Below are 20,235 nucleotides of genomic sequence, written 5' to 3'. Positions count from 1 at the left end.
GGGGGATACCGCATGCGACATGGAACGCGCGCGAGTGTAGTGATGCCGATCACCCCTTGTCGCATCCCGGGGTCGGGTCAGCGCACAGGTGTCGCGACCCGCCTGGGATGATGGGGAAATGCAGGGCGCGTCGACATCAACCACCACGACCCGTGACCAGTTCCGGGTGCTCGCCGCCGAGCACCGGGTGGTCCCGGTGACCCGAAAGGTGCTGGCGGACTCCGAGACTCCGCTCTCGGCCTACCGCAAGCTGGCCGACGACCGGCCGGGCACCTTCCTGTTCGAGTCCGCCGAGAACGGCCGCTCGTGGTCGCGCTGGTCGTTCATCGGCGCGGGCAGTCCGTCGGCGCTGACCGTCGTCGACGGCGAGGCCGCCTGGCTCGGCACCGTCCCCGCCGACGCGCCCTCGGGCGGTGATCCGCTGCGCGCGCTGCACGAGACCCTCGAACTGCTGCGCACCGAACGGCTGCCCGGTCTGCCGCCGCTGACCGGCGGCCTGGTCGGCTACCTCGGCTACGACGCCGTGCGCCGGATCGAACGGCTGCCCGAGCTGGCCACCGACGATCTGCAACTGCCCGAACTGGTGCTGATGCTGGCCACCGACCTGGCCGCGTTCGACCACCACGAGGGCGCGATCACCCTCATCGCCAACGCGGTGAACTGGAACGGCACCGACGAGAACGCCGACGCCGCCTACGACGACGCCGTCGCCCGGCTGGACCGGATGACCGCCGCGCTGGCCGCGCCGGCGCCGTCGACCGTGTCGGTCTTCGACCGGCCCGAGCCGGAGTACCTGCGCAGGCGCACCACCGAGGAGTTCGGCGTGGGCGTGCGCCGCCTGATCAAGGAGATCGAGGCGGGCGAGGCGTTCCAGGTGGTGCTCTCGCAGCGCTTCGAGATGGACTACACCGGCTCGCCGCTGGCGGTCTACCGGATGCTGCGGGCGTCGAACCCGAGCCCGTACATGTACCTGATGCACATCCCCGACGGCGACGGCGGCACCGCGTTCTCCATCGTCGGCTCCAGCCCCGAATCGCTGGTCACCGTGAAGGACGGCGTCGCCACGACGCACCCGATCGCGGGCACCCGGTGGCGCGGGCAGAGCGCCGAGGACGACATCCTGCTGGAGAAGGACCTGCTGGCCGACGACAAGGAGAACGCCGAGCACCTGATGCTCGTCGATCTGGGCCGCAACGATCTGGGCCGGGTCTGCCGCCCCGGCACGGTGCGGGTCACCCAGTACCGGCACGTCGAGCGCTACAGCCACGTCATGCACCTGGTCTCGACGGTGTCCGGCCGGCTCGCCGAGGGCAAGATCGCGCTCGACGCGGTGCAGGCCTGTTTCCCGGCGGGCACGCTGTCCGGCGCGCCGAAGGTGCGGGCGATGGAGCTCATCGAGGAACTCGAACCGACCCGGCGCGGCGTCTACGGCGGCGTCGTCGGCTACCTCGACTTCGCCGGGGACGCCGACACCGCCATCGCCATCCGTACCGCGCTGCTCAAGGACGGCACCGCCTACGTACAGGCCGGCGCGGGCGTGGTCGCCGACTCCGACCCGGTCTACGAGGACACCGAGGCCCGCAACAAGGCGATGGCGGTGCTCAAGGCGATCGCGGCCGCGCAGACCCTGCGGACCTACGAGGACGGCGGCTCGTGACCGACGCGCCCGCCGACACCGCGAAAGCGGCCAAGCCCATCGTCCCGGTGGCGCTGCTGGCGCTGGCGGCGGCCGGGCTCTGGGCCTCGTCGCGGATGACCTGGGTGACGGTGCACTCCGCCGACGGGCTCACCGAACCGCGCACCGACGAGCTCGACGGCGCCACCTGGTTCGGTGCGCTCACCCCGCTGGCACTGGTCCTGGTCGCCTCGATCGCCGCGGTGTTCGCGGTGAAGGGGGCGCTGCGGCAGTTGCTCGGCGTGGTGGTCGCGGTCGTCGCCGCGGTGGCGGCGGTGCCCGGGTTCGCGCTGGTCGTGGGGGAGGGCCGGACCGCGGAGCGGGCGGGCACCCTGGCCGAGCTGCCGGTGCGCGCGGTCGTCAGCGGCGCCGACGCGCATATCGGGCCCGCGCTGCTGTCGATCGTGGCCGCGGTGCTGGCACTGATCGCGGGGGTACTGCTGACCCGCCGCGGCGACGGCAGTGGGCAGCTGTCCGGCAAATACGACAACCCCGTGTTCCGCCGGGCCGACGCCAGCGCGGAGGTGAGCAAGCAGCGCGAGGAGACCGGCGCCGCCGCGCCGCTGTCGGACCGGGTGCTGTGGGACGCGCTCGACGCGGGCACCGATCCCACCGACACCGCCGAGGGGCCGGACGGCGACGACAAGTCGCCCGGCCGCGCACCGTGACCCCCGGCACCCCCGCCGCAGTGACACGCGCGGCAGCCATTTATTGTTGTCAAGCATCGGTGAGACAGCGCCTGAGGGGACTCTCAGGTGAGAAGTTCGTCTCCCCAGAAAGGATTCGAGCCAGATGACGGTACTCGACTCGATTCTCGACGGGGTTCGGGCGGATGTTGCCGCTCGCGAAGCCCTCCTCGATTTTCAGGCGATCAAAGCCGCAGCGGCCGCCGCCAAGGCGCCGCTGAACGCGAACGCCGCGTTGCACGAGGACGGGATCGGTGTCATCGCCGAGGTGAAGCGTGCCAGCCCCTCCAAGGGCGCGCTGGCCGACATCCCCGATCCGGCCGTCCTGGCCAAGGCCTACGAAGACGGCGGCGCGCGCATCATCAGCGTGCTCACCGAGGGCAGGCGTTTCGGTGGTTCGCTCGACGATCTCGATGCCGTCCGCGCCGCCGTGAACATCCCGGTCCTGCGCAAGGACTTCGTCGTCGGCCCGTACCAGATCCACGAGGCCCGGGCCCACGGCGCCGATGTGATCCTGCTGATCGTGGCCGCGCTCGAGCAGGACGTGCTGTCCTCGCTGATCGACCGCACCGAATCACTGGGCATGACCGCTCTCGTGGAGGTACACACCGAGGAAGAGGCCGATCGCGCGCTGGAAGCGGGCGCGTCGGTGATCGGTGTCAACGCTCGCAACCTCAAGACCCTGGAGGTCGACCGCGACGTGTTCGCGCGGATCGCTCCCGGCCTGCCCTCGGAGGTCATCCGGGTGGCCGAGTCCGGCATCCGCGGCACCGCCGACCTGCTGGCCTACGCCGGCGCGGGCGCCGACGCGGTGCTCGTCGGCGAGGGCCTGGTGACCAGCGGCAACCCGCGCGCCGCGGTGTCGGAGCTGGTGACCGCCGGTACCCATCCGTCCTGCCCGAAGCCGGCCCGGCGGAGCATCCGGTGACCGCGCTGCCCCAGGCCAGTGCGGGCGTCGCCCAGCACAGCGACTACGAGCCCGACGCGGGCGGCCACTTCGGCGTCTACGGCGGACGGCACGTCCCCGAGGCGCTGATGGCGGTGATCGAGGAGGTCACCGCCGAGTACGACAAGGTCCGCTCCGACCACACCTTCCTCGACGAGCTCGATCGGCTGCAGCGCGACTACACCGGCCGTCCGTCGCCGGTGTTCGAGTGCGCCAACCTGGCCCAGCACGCGGGCGGCGCGCGGATCTTCCTCAAGCGCGAGGACCTCAACCACACCGGCTCGCACAAGATCAACAACGTGCTCGGCCAGGCGTTGCTCGCCAAGCGGATGGGCAAGACCCGCGTCATCGCCGAGACCGGCGCGGGCCAGCACGGCGTGGCCACCGCCACCGCGTGCGCGCTGCTCGGCCTGAACTGCGTCATCTACATGGGCGCCGTCGACACCGCCCGCCAGGCCCTGAACGTGGCCAGGATGCGGCTGCTCGGCGCCGAGGTCGTTTCGGTGACCACCGGTTCGCAGACCCTCAAGGACGCCATCAACGAGGCGCTGCGCGACTGGGTCTCCCACGCCGACGACACCTACTACTGCTTCGGCACCGCCGCGGGTCCGCACCCGTTCCCGCTGATGGTGCGCGATTTCCAGCGCATCATCGGGATCGAGGCCCGCCAGCAGATCACCGAGCGCGTCGGCAGGCTGCCCGACGCGGTCGTCGCCTGCGTGGGCGGCGGCTCCAACGCCATCGGCATCTTCCACGCCTTCATCCCCGACACGGGGGTGCGGCTGATCGGCTACGAGGCGGCCGGTGACGGCGTCGAGACCGGCAGGCACGCGGCCACCTTCACCGGTGGCACGCCGGGCGCGTTCCAGGGCGCGTACTCGTACCTGCTGCAGGACGAGGACGGCCAGACCATCGAGTCGCATTCGATCTCGGCCGGTCTGGACTACCCGGGCGTCGGCCCCGAGCACGCGCACCTCAAGGACATCGGGCGCGCGGAGTACGCGCCGATCACCGACACCGAGGCGATGGACGCGCTGCTGCTGCTGTCCCGCTCCGAGGGCATCATCCCGGCGATCGAGTCCGCGCATGCCGTGGCCGGTGCGCTGAAGCTGGGCAAGGAGCTCGGCGAGGGCGCGATCATCCTGGTCAACCTGTCCGGTCGCGGCGACAAGGACATGGATACCGCGGGCCACTGGTTCGGCCTGTTCGACGACGACGCCGCCGAGGAGAACGCCCAGTGAGTCAGCAGTCCCGCCTGGCCAACACCTTCGCGGCCGCGCGTGCCGAGAACCGGGCCGCCCTGATCGGCTACCTGCCGGCGGGTTACCCCGATCTGGCCGGGTCCATCGAGGTCTGCCGGGCCATGGTCGAATCCGGTTGCGACATCGTCGAAGTGGGCGTCGCCTACTCCGATCCGGTGATGGACGGACCCACCATCCAGGCCGCCGCCGAGCAGGCGCTGCGCGGTGGCGTGCGGGTGCGCGACGTGTTCTCCGTCGTCGAGGCGATCACCGACGCCGGTGGTCAAGCCGTGGTGATGAGCTACTGGAACCCGGTGCTCCGGTACGGCGTCGACAAGTTCTCGCGCGACCTGGCCGCGGCAGGCGGCGCGGGCATCATCACGCCGAACCTGATCCCGGACGAGGCCGACGACTGGTTCATCGCCTCGGCCACCCACAACCTGGATCGCATCTTCCTGGTCGCGCCGTCCTCGACCGAGGAACGCCTGGTGAAGACGCTCGAGGCCTCGCGCGGATTCATCTACGCCGCCTCGACCATGGGCGTGACCGGTGCCCGCGACGTGGTCTCCTCGGCCGCGCCCGCGCTGTGCGCCCGGATCCGCGCGCACTCCGACATCCCGATCGGGGTCGGCCTGGGTGTGCGTTCGGGGGCCCAGGCCGCCGAGATCGCCGCCTACGCGGACGGCGTGATCGTCGGATCGGCGCTGGTCTCGGCCGCCGCCGAGGGCTTGGACGCGGTGCGCGCCCTGACCAGCGAGCTCGCCGACGGCGTGCGGTCCCGCCTCTCCGCGACTTCTGGCCAGATCTAGGCGCGGGGTCGGACGGCCACGCGGCCGGCGGTCAGGCGGGAGCCGGCGCAGCCCGTCCCCGGTGAGTTACCCAAGTCCTTGCGCAACTGTGTTGTGCTCGGTCGTATCCGGGTCCGGCGCGGTGGCCTTGTCATGTCGACGACCACCGCCGTCAGGGTCACAGTCACTCGCCGGTACGGCACTGAACTAACGTGGGGGCCGTGAACTCAGTCCTGGCCTACCTTCCGAGTCCGCCCCAGGGTGTCTGGCACCTCGGACCCTTCCCGCTTCGGGCGTACGCGCTGTTCATCATCCTCGGCATCGTCGTCGCCATCTGGTGGGGCGAGCGCCGGTGGCAACAGCGCGGCGGTCAGCAGGGCGCGGTCCTCGATGTCGCGATGTTCGCGGTGCCGTTCGGCCTGGTCGGCGGCCGGCTCTACCACGTGGCCACCGATTGGCAGAAGTACTTCGGCCCCGGCAAGCACCCGATCGAGGCGCTCTACATCTGGCAGGGCGGCCTCGGCATCTGGGGCGCGGTGTTCCTCGGCGGCATCGGCGCCTGGATCGGCTGCCGCGTCTACAAGATCCCGCTGCCCGCGCTCGGTGACGCCATCGCGCCCGCCGTGCTGCTCGCGCAGGCGATCGGCCGCCTCGGCAACTACTTCAACCAGGAGCTCTACGGCCGCACCACCGAGGTGCCGTGGGGTCTCGAGATCTACGAGCGGTTCGACCCGGAGACCGGTGCGCGGGACATGATGAACGGGGTCTCGACCGGGCGGGTGCTCGAGGTCGTGCACCCGACGTTCCTGTACGAGCTCGTGTGGAACGTGCTGGTCGTCGTGCTGCTGGTGCAACTGGACAAGCGTTTCAAGATCGGCCACGGCCGCCTGTTCGCGCTCTACGTGGCCGGCTACAGCTTCGGCCGCTTCTTCGTCGAGCTGATGCGCAACGACGAGGCCACCCACATCCTCGGCATCCGGATCAACTCGTTCACCGCCGCACTGGTCTTCCTCGGCGCCATGGCCTACTTCGCGCTGGCGACCAAGGGCCGTGAGACACCCGCGCAGTTGCAGCCCGGTGGTGAGCCGCGGCCGTGGCCGTGGCAGTTCTCGGCGCTGCGGGCCGCGGGCGCGGCCGACAACGCCGCCGTCGAGCTCGACAAGTCCACTGCCGCAACGGCTTCGGTCGAGGCGCAGGCCGCTGACGCGGAGACCACCGACGCGGAGGAATCGAAGGACGCGGCGGCCGGCACTGCCTCGGCCACCGCCGAGCCGGCGCCGGACAAGGTCGAATCGGACACCGCCGCCGCCGGCGAGCAGACAGACACCGCCGAGCCACAGCAGTCGGGCGCGAAGAAGGCCTGATCGGCGACCTCTCGTACGAAGCGAACGGGCGTCCGGCAACATTCCGGGCGCCTGTCGCGATACTGCCTACGAGTGCTGCGGACCGTTCGTGTGGTACCCGAGGAGACAACGGCCGGTCCTTATGACCACAATGGCCGGTGATCGTCGCGGGCGCACCGCCGTTCGGCCGATCGCCACTGGCCGGGGGCCACGACGGGTACCCGCACGAATGATGGAGGACATGAGTGACCGACCCCTACAACCCCAATCCCCAGTACGGTCCCGACCTGAGTAAGCAGCCCGACTCCGGCTCGCAGCCGCAATACGGTCAGCCTGCCTACGGCCAGCCCTCGGATCCGTACGCGCAGCAGCCCGGCTACGGGCAGCAGCCGCAGCCGGGATACGGCCAGCCGCAGTACGGTCAGCCGCAGCCGCAGTACGGCCAGCCCGCCGACCCGTACGCCCAGCCGCAGCCCGCCTACGGCGCCGCGCCCTACGGCGGCATGCCGCAGGGCTACAACCCGGCCGATCCGGAAGCGCCGTACGGCCGCGACATGTACGGTGTCCCGTTCTCGGACAAGCAGAAGCTGATGGCCGGTCTGCTCGAGATCTTCCTCGGCAGCTTCGGCGTCGGTCGTTTCTACCTGGGCTACACCGGTCTGGGCATCGCCCAGATCGCCGTGGTCTGGCTGACCTGTGGCATCGGCGCCATCTGGCCGCTGATCGACGGCATCATGATGCTCACCGGCAAGGTGCCCGACGCGCAGGGCCGTCCGCTGCGCGACTGATCGCTACGCACCAGAAACGGGTACTCCGCGTCCGCGGAGTACCCGTTTCGTGTTTCCCGGCCGGGATTGCGCTCACCGTGAGCGATACTCTGTGTCGGTCCAGCGCGGCGCCGTAGCGTCGCTTGGCCTGCGCGTGCCCGATGCGCGCAGCGGAGAAAGGGATGTCCGTGCGCAAACTGCTTGCCGCCGCCGTGCTCGCCGTCGTCGCCGCGACGGGTCTGTCGGCCTGCTCGTCCGACGCCGATCCGAACGTGCTGAAAGTCGGCACCGAGGGCACCTACGCGCCGTTCAGCTATCAGGACAACGGCACCCTCACCGGCTACGACGTCGAGGTCGCCCAGGCGATCGGTGAGAAGCTCGGCAAGCGGGTCGAATTCGTGCAGACGCCCTGGGACTCGATCTTCGCCGGGCTGGAGTCCCAGCGCTTCGACCTGGTCGCCAACCAGGTGACCGTCAATCCCGAACGCACCGCCAAGTACTCGCTGTCGCAGCCGTACACGACGTCGGAGGGCGTGATCGTCACCAAGTCCGACAACACCACCATCACCTCGCTGGCGGACCTGTCGGGCAAGACCACCGCGCAGTCGGCCACCAGCAACTGGGGCAAGGTCGCCGCGGGCGCCGGCGCGAAAGTCGAAGCGGTCGAAGGGTTCGTGCAGGCGGTGCAGCTGCTGAAGGCGGGCCGCGTCGACGCGACCGTCAACGACACCCTCGCCGTGGGTGAGTACACCAAGAAGACCGGCGACACCGGCATCAAGATCGCGGGCAAGACCGGCGAGACCAGCAAGCAGGCCTTCGCCGCCCGCAAGGACGACGCCGCCCTGATCGCCGACATCGACAAGGCGCTCGAACAGCTGCGCGCCGACGGCACGCTGACCAGGCTGTCGGAGAAGTACTTCGGCACCGACGTCAGCAAATAACGGATGGATCCCGCGACCAGGGAGCTGATCTGGCACAACCTGTGGCCGATGCTGAAGGCCACGGTGACCGCGACGCTGCCGTTGACGGCGATCAGTTTCGTCATCGGTCTGGCGATCGCGGTCGGTGTCGCGCTGGCCAGGATGTCGTCGAAGCGGGCGCTGTCGCTGCCCGCCCGCTTCTACATCTCGATCATCCGCGGTACCCCGCTGCTGGTGCAGCTGTTCATCGTGTTCTACGCGCTGCCGCAGTTCGACATCGTCATCGATCCGTTCCCGGCCGCGGTGATCGCGTTCAGCCTCAATGTCGGCGGCTACGCCGCGGAGGTGGTGCGCTCGGCGATCATGAGCGTCGCGCCGGGGCAGTGGGAGGCGGCCGAGTCGCTGGGCATGACCTACCCGCAGACACTCTGGTACGTGGTGTTCCCGCAGGCGTCCCGGATCGCGGTGCCGCCGTTGTCGAATACGCTCATCTCGCTGGTCAAGGACACCTCGCTGGCCTCGACCATCCTGGTCACCGAACTGCTGCGCACCGCGCAGCTGGCGGCCGCGCCGACCTTCGACTTCTTCGCCCTCTACGGCGTCGCAGCTCTCTACTACTGGGTGATCTGCCTCATCCTGGGCTTCGGCCAGAGCCGCCTGGAGACCCGGCTGTCCAGGCACGTCGCCGTTCGGTGACAAACGATTTCGTGAACACCGGGGTAACTCGCCGGGAACGCCGCGCCCTGCTCCGCCGATATCCGGCGGTCCGGTCGGCCAGGGGGCTTACACCCCCGACCGGCGAAGTACGCGGGGAGGCGGGGGAGTACTAGGCTTGCCGTGTGATGCGACGGACGAAGATTGTGTGCACCCTCGGACCGGCTACGGCCACCCAGGACCGTATTCGGGAACTCGTCGAAAGCGGCATGGACGTCGCCCGGCTGAACTTCAGCCACGGCGAGCACGCCGACCACGCCGACAACTACAAGATGGTCCGCGCGGCCTCGGACGAGACCGGCCGCGCGGTCGGCATCCTCGCCGACCTACAGGGCCCCAAGATCCGCCTCGGCCGGTTCACCGACGGCCGTACCACCTGGGCCAACGGCGAACAGGTGCGGATCACCGTCGACGATGTCGACGGCACCCACGACCGCGTCTCCACCACCTACAAGCAGCTCGCTCAGGACGCCAAGGCCGGTGACCGCCTGCTCGTCGACGACGGCAAGGTCGGCCTGACGGTCGAGAGCATCGACGGCAACGATGTCGTCTGCCGGGTCACCGAGGGCGGCCCCGTGAGCAACAACAAGGGCCTGTCGCTGCCCGGCATGGACGTGTCGGTGCCCGCCCTGTCCGAGAAGGACATCGAAGACCTCGAATTCGCCCTGAAACTGGGCGTGGACTTCATCGCGCTGTCGTTCGTGCGCTCGCCGTCCGACATCGAACTCGTGCACGACATCATGGACAAGGTCGGCCGCCGGGTGCCGGTCATCGCCAAGCTGGAGAAGCCGGAGGCGATCGACAACCTCGAGGCCATCGTGCTGGCCTTCGACGCGGTGATGGTCGCCCGTGGTGATCTGGGTGTCGAACTGCCGCTCGAGCAGGTGCCGCTGGTACAGAAGCGGGCCATCCAGATGGCGCGCGAGAACGCCAAGCCGGTCATCGTCGCGACCCAGATGCTGGAGTCGATGATCGAGAACTCCCGCCCGACCCGTGCCGAGGCCTCCGACGTCGCCAACGCGGTGCTCGACGGTGCCGACGCGGTGATGCTCTCCGGCGAGACCTCGGTCGGCGCCTGGCCGATCGACGCGGTGCGCACCATGAGCCGCATCGTCACCGCGGTGGAGTCCGAGACGAACCGGGTCCCTCCGCTGACCCACGTTCCCCGTACCAAGCGCGGCGTGATCTCCTACGCGGCCCGCGACATCGGCGAGCGGCTCAACGCCAAGGCGCTGGTGGCCTTCACCCAGTCCGGTGACACCGTGCGCCGCCTGGCCCGGCTGCACACCCCGCTGCCGCTGCTGGCGTTCACCCCGCTGCCGGAGGTGCGCAGCCAGCTGACACTGACCTGGGGCACCGAGACCTTCATCGTGCCGATGGTGGACAGCACCGACGCGATGATCCATCAGGTCGACCAGGCGCTGCTGTCGATGGATCGATACCGCAAGGGCGACCTGGTGGTCATCGTCGCCGGTTCCCCGCCGGGTACCGTCGGTTCCACCAACCTGATCCACGTTCATCGCATCGGCGAGGAGGACCACTAGTCGTGAGTAGTTCGGCAGGCGGATCGATCGAGGCCGCGACCGTGCAGGGCGAGCCGTCACCCGATCTGCGGGTGCTGCTCGACCTGCTCGACCTCGAACCGATCGGCGAGGACGTCTTCCTCGGCAACCATCCCGAGAAGGTGTGGAGCCGCACCTTCGGCGGGCAGCTGGTGTCGCAGGCGATCGTCGCTGCCGGACGCACCGCCGGGGAGCGGCCGCTGCACGCGATCAACGCGCACTTCGTGCGCGGCGGCGACGTGAAGAAGCCGATCGAATACCACGTGCAGCGGCACCGCGACGGCCGCGCGCTCGCGAACCGGACGGTGACCGCCAGCCAGGACGGCCAGGAGCTGTTCGTCATGCTGGCGGCCTTCCAGGACTGGGGCAAGGGTCTCGAGCACTCCCACGAGGGTCCCCAGGTGCCCGATCCGGAGACACTGCCCCGGATCGAGGAGAGCTTCGCCGGCTTCGAGGACAAGCTGGAGATGTTCATCAACGCGCCGCACCCGATCGACATGCGCTACACCAACGATCCGGCGTGGATTCTCAAGGGCACCGGCGAGAAGCTCAACCACAACCGCGTGTGGATGCGCACCGACGGCGCGCTGTCCGACGATCCGCTGCTGCACGTGGCCGCGCTCGGCTATTCCTCCGACACCACGGTGCTGGATTCGATCATCACCACGCACGGTTTGTCGTGGGGACTGGACCGGATTCTCGCGGCGACGGTGAATCACTCGATCTGGTTCCATCGCCCGTTCCGCTTCGACGACTGGACGCTGTACGCGACCGAATCGCCGGTGGCCGCCGGCTCGCGCGGACTGGCGACGGGCCGGTTCTATTCGCGCAGTGGCGAACTGCTCGCCACCACCGTCCAGGAAGGCGTCATCCGGCACTTCCCGGCCCGCTGAGCGAGGGTCAGCGCCGCTCGACGTCGAGTTCCCATTCGAGGTCGGTGCGCTGATCCGCGCGCAGCGCGAACGGGACGGCCTGGGTGGCCGCGCCGTACACCGCCAGGGCAAGTCCGTGCTCGAGGTCGGCGATGTCGGCATCGGTGAGATCGGCCGGCTCGCCGACCAGGCTCAGCGCGATCTCGAACGTTGCTTCGCCTTCCGGCTCGGCGCCGGGATGCGTTCGGCGCCACTGTGATTCGAGTTCTCGATGGAGCGGATCGGCGGCGTCGACGGGCAGGGTGAAGCGCCAGGCGAAGACCTCGCGGTCCTGGAGATGGTCGTCGAGAACCGTCCGTACACTGGTGACGATGCGGTCGAGGATTTCCGGGGTCACATACACATGGAGCGAAACATCCGAAATGCGTTTCGGCAAGTCTCCAGTCCTGTCGTGTGTCGAACCTGCAAGGGGAACTTCCACGTCCGCCGAAGTCTAGACCGTCGACGGCCCGGCGAACAGCCTTGCGTTCAGCGTCCGCGCTGCGCGGCCAGAAATGCCGAGAGCGGCCGGGCCGGGGCGGGCTCGATGACCAGCCCGGGCCGCGCGTCCGCGCTGACCTGGTCCTGTTCGTGCGGCGCCAGCGCGGCCAGCAGCGGGAACAGCAGTTCGGCGATCCGGTCGCCGACCTCGAGGAACGCCTCGGGGGACAGCCCGATCGGGTCGGCGATGTTCTCCCGGCCGACATAGGCCAGGTCGTTGCGGGCCCGGTGCAGGGCGGCAATGGATTTCGCGCCGGTGACCTTGGCGATCCGATGCGCCTCGGCCAGGGTGAAGGTGCGCGGCGCGACCCCGAAGGCCAGCTCACCGACCTGGTCGCGCAGCGATTCGGTCATCGTCAGCACCAGATCGGCGCGATCGACCATCTCGGGCTTGAGCTTTCGGGCCTTGAATCCGCTGGGGTCGCCGCCGAGGCCTGCCACGGTCTCCGCGGCCAGCGGTTCGGGCGGAAATCCGACCAGGGCCCGGGTGCCCGCGCTCTCCGCCGTCAGGCCGGTCAGGCCGTTGTCCGCCGCGAACGCCCGGGTGAGCCGTTCGGCGATCACCGACCGGCAGACATTGGAGTTGCAGACGAACAGCACGTGCATACCGACACCGTAATCGGGTCGATTGTCGCGCAGAAGGCTGGAATTGTAACCATCACAGACGCGGTGCTACTTATTCACCTCGCGGTTGAATGCTGTACATGAATCGCAATGCGCAAATCTGTTGTGTGTGACCGTGATACCCGCGAGATAGGGGTTGGAAACCTCTCGATGATATGTGTCGACGATCACTCCTTCGCGTCATAATAATTCGATTCGGTAATAACCGGCGGCACGGCGGGCGGGTCGCCGTGCACCCGGCCCCGGGTGGAGAACATCCGGCCGCGCGCGGGGACGGCGGGCGCGAACGCGGCCAGGCCGGTCGGCCTGGTCATGTCGTCGTAGACGGCGTCGATGCCGCCGCGGCGGAAGTAGGCCTCGTGCCAGAAGCCGGTGCCGCCGGAGTCGCGCAGGAATTCCCGCCACCACTGCCGGTGCGGGTCCGAGCGCGTCCAGCGCTCGAGCGAATCCAGATCGCGCCAGTACTGCCGGGCGCCCCAGTGCGGCGGCAGCATCGACCAGACCACGTCTTCGTGCAGGATCAGGCCGTCGGGGCGGTCGGCGTGGGAGCGGTAGAGCTTGGGGCCGACGCCGAGCAGGCGCAGCATCCCGCGCGGGGTGCGCACCCGCATCCCGAGCAGGATCATCACCAGGTCGGGGTAGGCGTCCAGATCGACCGTCGTCCTGTTCACCCGCATGTCCGCGCCCTTCCGCCGTGCCCGCTCTGCCGGTACTACGACGTGGGCGTGCGTGCGGTTCGACCGGCGGTTCGCTTCCCGGCGCGCCGAGACGCTATAGTGACCGCGGTGCGCCGGGTTGGCGGAACTGGCAGACGCGACGGTCTCAAAAACCGTTGTCCGAAAGGACGTGTGGGTTCGAGTCCCACACTCGGCACCACGGCGGAAGCGCGGCATCGGCCGCGCTCCGCGGGGGAGTATCGGTCGCGGGGTGTGCGCGATGTCTCCGCGCTTGCGTTCACCGGCGGTTTCCGACCGCTCAATGCATTCTGTGCGGAAGCGAAAGGTACTCTTTACATCACTCGGTCACCCACGACGGGTTTTTCGGCCGGCTCGCCCGGTGCCGTCGTCTGTCGTGGTGTGATCGACAGGCATCGGAATCCAGAGGGGTCGAACCATGAGCACGAATGCAGGGGGCGCTGGCGCCACGCGTGAGGCCGCGGCCAAGCGTGTCGTCGTCGCCGAGGACGAGGCCCTCATCCGGATGGATCTCGTGGAGATGCTCAAGGAAGAGGGCTACGAGGTAGTCGGTGAAGCGGGCGACGGGCAGCAGGCCGTCGAGCTCGCCGAGGAGCTGCGCCCCGATCTGGTGATCATGGACGTCAAGATGCCGCGCCGCGACGGAATCGACGCCGCCGCCGAGATCGCGTCGAAACGTGTTGCGCCCGTGGTGATCCTGACCGCGTTCAGTCAGCGCGACCTGGTCGAGCGGGCCCGCGACGCGGGCGCCATGGCGTATCTGGTCAAGCCGTTCACCAAATCCGATCTGGTGCCCGCGATCGAACTCGCGGCGAGCCGTTTCCACGAAATCACCGCGCTGGAAACAGAAGTCGCGAATCTGTCGGATCGTTTGGAGACGCGCAAACTGGTCGAGCGTGCCAAGGGTGTGCTCATGCAGACCCAGGGACTGTCGGAGCCGCAGGCGTTCAAATGGATTCAGCGCACCGCGATGGACCGCCGCACGACCATGAAGGCGGTCGCCGAAGTCGTGCTGGAGAACCTCACCCCGCAGTGAGCTGGAACGCGCCGCTCCGTGTCTCGCGTCGAAAGCCGAAAAACTTTACGTAAGCGAAACAATAATGTGAACTACGACTGGACACGGAGCGTCCGACATGATGCGAATGTGATGCGGATCTAACAAACCGGCGATATGTTCTGTCCGGGCTGAACGTGGTCGGCCCCCTCGGTGACCCCGGGGAGCACAGGACATAGAGGTGAGACGTGCTCAGTTCGACATGGCGCAGTCGTTCGACGCGAGGAGTTCTGGTAATCGGAGCTGCCGCGTCGTTGGTGTTGTCCGGATGCAGCGACAAGTCGTCCGACGGCGGCGGTGGCGGCAACACCGATCTCTCCATCCAGCCGGTCGTCCAGCTCGACACCCAGGGCAAGGCTGTCGCGGCGACCGACGCGGGCACGGCCGCCGACCCCGCGGGCGACGGCAAGGCCAAGTGCGCGCCCCAGACCATCGCGATGGCGGGCCCGCTGACCGGTGGCAACGCCGCGCTCGGCATCAATATCATCGACGGCGTCAAGCTCGCCCTCGACAAGCACAACAAGGCCAACCCGGACTGTCAGGTCTCGGTCAAGCAGTTCGACACCGAGGGTAAGCCGCAGATCGCGAGCCAGGTGATCCCGACGATCGTCAGCGATCCCAGCATCGTGGCGCTGGTCGGCCCGACCTTCTCGGGCGAGACCAAGGCGACCGGCCAGATCCTCAGCGAGGCGGGCATGCCCACGCTGACCGCCTCGGCCACCAACCCGACGCTGACCCAGAACGGCTGGAAGACCTTCTTCCGCGGCCTGGGCAACGACAACTCGCAGGGCCCGGCCGTCGCGAACTACCTGACCGGCGAGAAGGGCTACAAGAAGATCTGCGTCGTGCAGGACAACACCGACTACGGTGCCGGTCTGGCGCAGGCGTTCATCACCGCCGCGGGCCCGGCCGCCGACGCCTCCTGCGCGGTCAGCGTCAAGGAAGGTGACAAGGACTTCTCGGCCGCGGTGTCGAAGCTGTCCGCCGCCAAGCCCGACGCGATCTTCTATGCCGGCTACTACGCGGAGGCGGCGCCGTTCGTGCAGCAGCTGCGTTCCGGCGGCGTGACCGCGACCTTCGTCTCCGCCGACGGCAGCAACGACCCCGAGTTCGTGCGGCAGGCGGGCAGTTCGTCCAAGGACGCGCTGCTGTCGTGCCCGTGCAGCCCGGCGCCGGAGAAGTTCGCGACCGAGTACAAGGCGCTCAACGGCCAGGCGCCCGGCGTCTACTCCGTCGAGGGCTACGACCTGACCACGATCCTGCTCAAGGGCATCGACTCGGGCAAGCTGACCCGCGCCGAGCTCCTGGACTACGTCCGTAACTACGACGGCACCGGCGTCGCCCGCCAGTACAAGTGGGGCGAGACCGGCGAGCTGGCCAACATCCAGATCTGGATGTACCAGGTCAAGTAGTCCCCACGAAAGCGTGTAGCGGTGCGCGTGGCATAGCCACGCGCACCGCTCGCCTGACGCGAGAGAAATCATGACATCAGCGGCTTCGCTCGGTGTGACCCTGTTGGCCGAGGGGTCCATCGATTTCAACGTCTCCGGGGTGATCGACCAGTTCTGGCGATTGACCGTGGACGGTCTCACCTACGGGTCGATCTACGCGTTGGTCGCGGTCGGCTACACGCTGGTCTACGGCGTCCTGAGACTGATCAACTTCGCCCATTCCGAGATCTTCATGCTCGGCATGTTCGGCACCTATGTGGGACTGGAGCTGCTCGGCTTCGCCCCCAGCGGCAACGCGTACTCCCAGGGTGTGCTGCTCACGGTGGTCTATCTCGGTCTGGCGATGCTGTTCGGCATGCTGGTCTCGGGCATCGCCGCGGTCGGCCTGGAACGAGTCGCCTACCGGCCGCTGCGCAGGCGCGGAGCCAAACCCCTGGCCTTCCTGATCACCGCGATCGGCATGTCGTTCGTGATCCAGGAGTTCGTCCACTACATCCTGCCCAAGATCAAGCCCGGCCTCGGCGGCTCCAACGCCCAGACCGGCATCCGGCTGGTGGAGCCGAAGGTGCAGTTCACCTTCCTCGGCGCGCAGGTGACCAATGTGGCGCTGGTGATCTTCGCGGCGGCCATCGTGCTCGCCGTCACCACCGAGATCGTCATCAACCGCACCAAGTTCGGCCGCGCCATCCGCGCGGTCGCCCAGGACCCCGACACCGCGACCCTGATGGGTGTCTCGCGCGAGCGGGTCATCGTGCTGACCTTCCTCATCGGCGGCCTGCTCGCCGGCGCGGCCGCGATGCTGTACACCCTCTACATCCCCACCGGCATCATCTTCTCCGGCGGCTTCATCCTCGGTATCAAGGCGTTCAGCGCCGCGGTGCTCGGCGGCATCGGCAACCTGCGCGGCGCGCTGCTGGGCGGCATGATCCTCGGCGTCGCCGAGCAGTACGGACAGATCCTGTTCGGCAACGAATGGCGTGACGTGGTCGCCTTCGTCCTGCTGGTGACGGTGCTGATGTTCCGGCCGACCGGCATCCTCGGCGAGAGCCTGGGGAGGGCGCGCGCATGACCGACATGACGAAAACCCCGGTGAAGAACCAGGATCGACACGGCCTCGGCGACGCGATCCGCGACTGGTGGGACGGGCTCTCGCGGCCGGGCCAGTGGGCCGTCGGCGTGCCGATCATCGCCGTGCTGGCGATCCTGCCGCTGTACCCGCCCCCGCTGATCGATACCCCCGGCGTGAGCTTCGGCGGCGTGATGGCGCAGTTCGCGATGTACGCGCTGATCGCGATCGGCCTGAACGTGGTCGTCGGCCAGGCCGGCCTGCTCGACCTCGGCTATGTCGGCTTCTACGCCGTCGGCGCCTACACGGTCGGCCTGCTGACCAGCCCGAACAGTCCGTGGAACCAGACCGACGGCGGCTGGCTCAATCCCAGCTGGGCGTGGCTGGCCTGCCTGCCGATCGCAGTCGCGCTGACCGCCTTCGCCGGCCTCGTGCTCGGCGCGCCGACACTGCGCCTGCGCGGTGACTACCTGGCGATCGTGACGCTGGGCTTCGGTGAGATCGTGCGCCTGATGGCCGACAACCTCGAGGAACTGACCAACGGCAGCCTCGGCCTGTCCAAGATCGCCTACCCGCAGGTCGGCGAATCCGAAGCGCATCCCGGTGGCTACTTCTCCCCGGGCAACCTCGGTGATCCCGACAGTGCGAATCCGTTGCAGCGGGCCAACAACGGCACCTGGTGGTTCTGGCTCGGCATGGCGCTGGTCGTCGTGGTGCTGCTGGTCATCGGCAACCTCGAGCGCAGCCGCGTCGGCCGCTCCTGGGTCGCCATCCGCGAGGACGAGGACGCCGCCGAGATCATGGGCGTGCCGACCTTCAAGTTCAAGCTGTGGGCCTTCGTGATCGGCGCGTCCGTCGGCGGTCTGTCCGGCGCCATGTACGCCGGTCAGGTCACCTACGTCAACCCCAAGCAGTTCGACATCATCTTGTCGATGCTGTTCCTGTGCGCGGTGGTGCTCGGCGGTTCGGGCAACAAACTCGGCGTGATCGTCGGCGCGTTCCTGATCGCCTATCTGCCGATGCGGTTGCAGTCGGTGCAGCTGGTGTCGAGCGAGTCGACCGGCTATCTGCTGCTCGGGCTCGACATCGCGCTGCTGGTCGGGCTGTGGCTGCTGTGGCGGTGGCGTCGCGACGCGCTGGGCGTGTGGGTGCGGCGCGGGGTGATCACGGTCTCGATCCTCGCGGTGGTCTTCGGGCTGCTGCTGTTGGGTAGCGTGCTGCTCTACCGCAAGGGCGGCGCGCAGAATCTCGGTGACCTGAAGTACCTCTACTTCGGCATCGCGCTGGTGGTGATGATGATTCTGCGGCCACAGGGTCTGTTCCCGGTGCGGCAGAAACTGCTCACCTACGGCAGACAGGTGTACCAGGCGGTCGTGCGCAAGCCGGCGGCCGAACCGATCGGAGCAGGGCGATGACGGGGCCGGGCGCGGGAGACGCGCTGTACGACAACGAGGACATGTCGGCCGGGTACAAGCCCGCGCCGGAGGTCGAACCGGCGGGCGAGGTCGACGTCACCGCGGTGCTGCCCGCCCTGGGCGACGCGGAGACCGTGGCCGATGTGGTCGCCCCGCACCGCGACATCGAGACCGCGGTGGGCGAACCGCTGCTGCGCACCGACGGGCTGACGGTGAAGTTCGGCGGCCTGACCGCGCTCGACAGCGTCAGCTTCGAGATCCGCCGCGGCGAGATCCTCGGTTTGATCGGCCCCAACGGTGCCGGAAAGACCACCTGCTTCAACGCGATCACCGGCGTCTACAAGCCGGCCGGTGGCAGCGTGCACTTCGACGGGCGGCCGCTGGCCAAGACCAAGCGCAACGAGATCACCCGCCTCGGCATCGCGCGCACGTTCCAGAACGTGCGGCTCTTCGGCGAGATGACGGCGCTGGAGAACGTGGTCGTCGGCACCGACGCCCGGCACAGCACCTCGGTGCCCGGCGCGGTGTTCCGCACGCCCAAGCACCGCCGGGAGGAACGTGACGCGATCGAACGCGGCATGGCCCTGCTCGAGTTCGTCGGCATCGCGCCGCGAGCGGTGGAGAAGGCCCGCAACCTGTCCTACGGTGACCAGCGCAGGCTCGAGATCGCGCGAGCGCTGGCGACCGAGCCCAAGCTGCTGTGCCTGGACGAACCCGCCGCCGGCTTCAACCCCAGCGAGAAGTCGGCGCTGATGGAGCTGATCCGCAAGATCCGCGACGACGGCTACACCGTCCTGCTGATCGAGCACGACATGCGCCTGGTGATGGGCGTGACCGACCGGATCGTGGTGCTCGAGTTCGGGCGCAAGATCGCCGACGGCCTGCCCGCCGAGGTCCGCGAGGACCCGGCCGTGATCGCCGCCTACCTCGGTGTGCCCGACGCGGACACCATCGAGGAGGTCCGGGACGGAGCCGGCGCCGCCGCCGTGGCCGAAGCCGCGCACACCCGGGCACCGGACACCGTGGTGGCGGCGGCGCGGGAGGAACCCGAGGTCGTCGCCGACCAGTCGGTGCCGCTGCTCGAGGTGCGCGACATGGTCGTGAACTACGGCAGAATCGAAGCGCTGCACGGGATCTCGCTGTCGGTCGAACAGGGCGAGCTGGTGACGTTGCTCGGTGCCAACGGCGCCGGCAAGACCACCACCATGCGCGCGCTGTCGGGCCTGCTGCCGCTCACCTCGGGCCGGATCCTGTTCGAGGGCAAGGACATCACCACGATGAAGGCCCACGACCGGGTGGTCCAGGGCCTGATCCAGGCGCCGGAGGGCCGCGGGGTGTTCCCCGGCATGACCGTGGCCGAGAACCTCGACATGGGCTGCTACGGCAGGCCGTTCGAGCAGAAGGCCGAGTACCAGCAGACGCTGGACTGGATCTTCGAGCTGTTCCCGCGGCTGGCCGAGCGGCGCAAGCAGGTCGGTGGCACCCTCTCCGGCGGTGAGCAGCAGATGCTGGCCATCGGCCGCGCCCTGATGGCCCGGCCCAAGCTGCTGCTGCTCGACGAACCGTCGATGGGTCTGGCGCCCATGGTGATCCAGCAGATCTTCAAGATCATCAGCGAGATCAACCGCCAGGGCACCACGGTCCTGCTCGTCGAGCAGAACGCTCAGCAGGCCCTGACCCGCAGCGACCGCGCCTACATCCTGGAAACCGGTGAGGTCACCAAGACCGGTGCGGGCGCGGCGCTGCTCACCGATCCCGCCGTCATGTCCGCCTACCTCGGGCACTGAGTTGCTGGAGCGCTGGCGCGCTCGAGTCGCGGCCTCTCGGTCCCGCCGATCGGGCACCGTTGCTTGCTCCTTCGTCGCCTACGCAACGG

The 20,235-nt window shown here is 68.7% G+C and carries 19 protein-coding genes, 1 tRNA gene and 1 pseudogene; 18 read left to right on the top strand and 3 right to left on the bottom strand.

Going from position 1 to position 20,235, the window contains the following annotated elements:
• Positions 1–118: 118 nt before the first annotated feature.
• The 11 genes from ATM97_RS05590 to ATM97_RS05545 all read left to right on the top strand — a co-directional run bounded on the left by ATM97_RS05590 (position 119) and on the right by ATM97_RS05545 (position 11,535).
• The gene (locus ATM97_RS05590) at positions 119–1,657 is read left to right on the top strand and encodes an anthranilate synthase component I (RefSeq protein WP_218716864.1); all 1,539 of its coding nucleotides are present in this window, start codon (positions 119–121) and stop codon (positions 1,655–1,657) included.
• Complete coding sequence (locus ATM97_RS05585) at positions 1,654–2,343, top strand: TIGR02234 family membrane protein (RefSeq protein ID WP_218716863.1); 690 nt, start codon at positions 1,654–1,656, stop codon at positions 2,341–2,343. The genes ATM97_RS05590 and ATM97_RS05585 overlap by 4 nt, the downstream gene beginning before the upstream one ends.
• 124 nt (positions 2,344–2,467) lie before the next feature.
• Complete coding sequence (gene trpC / locus ATM97_RS05580; protein WP_218716862.1) at positions 2,468–3,289, top strand: indole-3-glycerol phosphate synthase TrpC; 822 nt, start codon at positions 2,468–2,470, stop codon at positions 3,287–3,289.
• Positions 3,286–4,548 (top strand): tryptophan synthase subunit beta, encoded by a 1,263-nt coding sequence (gene trpB, locus ATM97_RS05575; RefSeq protein ID WP_218716861.1) that lies wholly within the window; start codon positions 3,286–3,288, stop codon positions 4,546–4,548. Before trpC ends, trpB begins: the two co-directional genes overlap by 4 nt.
• The gene (gene trpA, locus ATM97_RS05570) at positions 4,545–5,357 is read left to right on the top strand and encodes a tryptophan synthase subunit alpha (RefSeq protein WP_218716860.1); all 813 of its coding nucleotides are present in this window, start codon (positions 4,545–4,547) and stop codon (positions 5,355–5,357) included. Before trpB ends, trpA begins: the two co-directional genes overlap by 4 nt.
• Before the next feature lie 191 nt (positions 5,358–5,548).
• Entirely contained in the window at positions 5,549–6,700 is a 1,152-nt protein-coding gene (gene lgt / locus ATM97_RS05565; RefSeq protein ID WP_218716859.1) for a prolipoprotein diacylglyceryl transferase, read from the top strand.
• 224 nt (positions 6,701–6,924) lie between these two features.
• On the top strand, positions 6,925–7,467 hold the full coding sequence (locus tag ATM97_RS05560; RefSeq protein WP_218716858.1) for a TM2 domain-containing protein: 543 nt from the start codon (positions 6,925–6,927) through the stop codon (positions 7,465–7,467).
• A gap of 167 nt (positions 7,468–7,634) precedes the next feature.
• A complete protein-coding gene (locus ATM97_RS34220) occupies positions 7,635–8,387 on the top strand; it encodes an amino acid ABC transporter substrate-binding protein (RefSeq protein ID WP_308248383.1) in 753 nt (250 codons plus the stop codon).
• A 3-nt stretch (positions 8,388–8,390) separates the two neighbouring features.
• Positions 8,391–9,062, top strand: a complete 672-nt coding sequence (locus ATM97_RS34215; RefSeq protein WP_255587146.1) for an amino acid ABC transporter permease — start codon at positions 8,391–8,393, stop codon at positions 9,060–9,062.
• Between the two features lie 143 nt (positions 9,063–9,205).
• A complete protein-coding gene (pyk, locus tag ATM97_RS05550) occupies positions 9,206–10,624 on the top strand; it encodes a pyruvate kinase (RefSeq protein ID WP_218716857.1) in 1,419 nt (472 codons plus the stop codon).
• Between the two features lie 2 nt (positions 10,625–10,626).
• On the top strand, positions 10,627–11,535 hold the full coding sequence (locus ATM97_RS05545; protein ID WP_308248381.1) for an acyl-CoA thioesterase II: 909 nt from the start codon (positions 10,627–10,629) through the stop codon (positions 11,533–11,535).
• 7 nt (positions 11,536–11,542) lie between these two features.
• Here the strand turns inward: ATM97_RS05545 and ATM97_RS05540 are convergent, their stop codons facing one another.
• The 3 genes from ATM97_RS05540 to ATM97_RS05530 all read right to left on the bottom strand — a co-directional run bounded on the left by ATM97_RS05540 (position 11,543) and on the right by ATM97_RS05530 (position 13,355).
• Positions 11,543–11,911, bottom strand: coding sequence for a hypothetical protein (locus tag ATM97_RS05540; protein ID WP_308248380.1), 369 nt, complete (start codon positions 11,909–11,911; stop codon positions 11,543–11,545).
• 131 nt (positions 11,912–12,042) lie between these two features.
• The gene (locus ATM97_RS05535) at positions 12,043–12,660 is read right to left on the bottom strand and encodes a low molecular weight phosphatase family protein (RefSeq protein ID WP_218716855.1); all 618 of its coding nucleotides are present in this window, start codon (positions 12,658–12,660) and stop codon (positions 12,043–12,045) included.
• A 185-nt stretch (positions 12,661–12,845) separates the two neighbouring features.
• Positions 12,846–13,355, bottom strand: coding sequence for a monooxygenase family protein (locus tag ATM97_RS05530; RefSeq protein ID WP_218716854.1), 510 nt, complete (start codon positions 13,353–13,355; stop codon positions 12,846–12,848).
• A gap of 112 nt (positions 13,356–13,467) precedes the next feature.
• On the opposite strand from ATM97_RS05530, the gene ATM97_RS05525 reads away from it, so the two are divergent.
• From ATM97_RS05525 to ATM97_RS34205, 7 genes and pseudogenes are all read left to right on the top strand, one after another.
• A tRNA-Leu gene (locus ATM97_RS05525) sits at positions 13,468–13,554 on the top strand.
• 237 nt (positions 13,555–13,791) lie between these two features.
• Positions 13,792–14,409: an ANTAR domain-containing response regulator gene (locus ATM97_RS05520; protein WP_218716853.1), complete on the top strand. Its 618-nt coding sequence runs from the start codon at positions 13,792–13,794 to the stop codon at positions 14,407–14,409.
• 272 nt (positions 14,410–14,681) lie between these two features.
• Positions 14,682–15,839: a branched-chain amino acid ABC transporter substrate-binding protein gene (locus ATM97_RS05515; RefSeq protein WP_218716852.1), complete on the top strand. Its 1,158-nt coding sequence runs from the start codon at positions 14,682–14,684 to the stop codon at positions 15,837–15,839.
• Positions 15,840–15,909: 70 nt separating this feature from the next.
• The gene (locus ATM97_RS05510; protein WP_218716851.1) at positions 15,910–16,947 is read left to right on the top strand and encodes a branched-chain amino acid ABC transporter permease; all 1,038 of its coding nucleotides are present in this window, start codon (positions 15,910–15,912) and stop codon (positions 16,945–16,947) included.
• Positions 16,944–18,359: a branched-chain amino acid ABC transporter permease gene (locus ATM97_RS05505; protein WP_218716850.1), complete on the top strand. Its 1,416-nt coding sequence runs from the start codon at positions 16,944–16,946 to the stop codon at positions 18,357–18,359. Before ATM97_RS05510 ends, ATM97_RS05505 begins: the two co-directional genes overlap by 4 nt.
• Positions 18,356–19,264: pseudogene (locus ATM97_RS34210) on the top strand (ABC transporter ATP-binding protein); the annotation flags it as partial. The gene ATM97_RS05505 and the pseudogene ATM97_RS34210, both read left to right, overlap by 4 nt.
• Before the next feature lie 189 nt (positions 19,265–19,453).
• Positions 19,454–20,146 carry an ABC transporter ATP-binding protein gene (locus ATM97_RS34205; protein WP_255587159.1) on the top strand — a complete coding sequence of 231 codons (693 nt, stop codon included), beginning with the start codon at positions 19,454–19,456 and terminating at the stop codon, positions 20,144–20,146.
• Positions 20,147–20,235: the final 89 nt, after the last annotated feature.

The sequence above is a fragment of the Nocardia sp. MH4 genome, from assembly GCF_019266065.1.
In the GTDB taxonomy this organism is placed as follows: Bacteria; Actinomycetota; Actinomycetes; order Mycobacteriales; family Mycobacteriaceae; genus Nocardia; species Nocardia canadensis.
The sequence above is the reverse complement of the archived record's forward strand: the minus strand, read 5'-3'. Positions and strand labels throughout refer to the sequence as shown.